The sequence below is a fragment of the Mesorhizobium sp. M7A.F.Ca.CA.002.05.1.1 genome (assembly GCF_003998335.1).
In the GTDB taxonomy this organism is placed as follows: Bacteria; Pseudomonadota; Alphaproteobacteria; order Rhizobiales; family Rhizobiaceae; genus Mesorhizobium.
On the sequence record NZ_RZQI01001380.1, the window covers coordinates 1 to 979 of the forward strand.

At 56.6% G+C, this 979-nt stretch carries 1 protein-coding gene and 1 pseudogene; both read right to left on the reverse strand.

Going from position 1 to position 979, the window contains the following annotated elements; all coding sequences use genetic code 11:
- Positions 1-138: pseudogene (locus tag EN939_RS39935) on the reverse strand (diacylglycerol kinase); the annotation flags it as partial.
- An 81-nt stretch (positions 139-219) separates the two neighbouring features.
- Positions 220-636 carry a GFA family protein gene (locus EN939_RS35735; protein WP_027036778.1) on the reverse strand — a complete coding sequence of 139 codons (417 nt, stop codon included), beginning with the start codon at positions 634-636 and terminating at the stop codon, positions 220-222.
- Positions 637-979: the final 343 nt, after the last annotated feature.

Consider the following 979-nt stretch of genomic DNA (forward strand, 5'->3'; position numbering starts at 1 on the left):
CCACGAGATCGAAACGAACCAGCCGAGCGGCAAGGCAAGCGCCAGCAGCATCAGCTCCTGCTGGAAAGCCTTCTCGCTGGTGGCCAGCTTGCGAAACGCCCGCACCGAATTGAAATAAGCATCGATCAGCCGCTGCATGCCAAACCCCTTTGCGAATCACCGGCACGGGATAATGCAATGGCTGGCCAGATCAATGGAATAAGGTGACTTGTCCAAGATTCATTCAGCAACCGGTATGGACGGTGTCGACTTTTCAAACTGTGGCAGCCCGTCGTCGATCGAATAATAGTCGCCCTTGTCACCGACGAAGATATGGCATTCGCCCTCAAGACCTGTCGGCTTGTCGAACGATCCCGCCATGACCGAAACGTAGTCCTGGTCCCGCGGCTTCCAGAACAGCACCGATCCGCATGCCTTGCAGAACCCACGCCTGGCGAAGGTAGAGGCTTCGTACCAGGTGATACTTTCCGTGCCCTCGATCACGATGTCGGCGTTGGCAACATTGGTCGCGGCATAGAAATGTCCGCTCTGCTTGCGGCATTGCGAGCAATGGCAATAGACGACGCCACGCAGCGCCCCGTTCGTTCTGAAGCGGACGGCTCCGCACAGACACGATCCCTGGTGACCATCACTCACGTCGATCCTCCTTGAAGAAAAGTGCCGGGCATGGCTTAGGATTCCAGCTTTGCCGCGCAAGCACGCAAGCAAATGCGACATGTGCTGGCGTGGAGAATCCGAAATTCGGTTTCATTTTCAAGAGTGCGATGCGCGAATCGCGAATTCAAGCCGCCGCACCGGCGTTGTTTCCAACTGTTGGACGCACGGACTAAGGCTTTTACAGCCCGCAGACAGAGAAAACCCGCTGAACCTCTGCCAGTTAAGGAAACTTTAGCGACGGCGCATTTATGGTCACCTGCAAGCGAAGGCCGTGGGTGGGGACGCATCCCTTCGCAAGTTGTTCGAAGCGTCGGTCGCATTC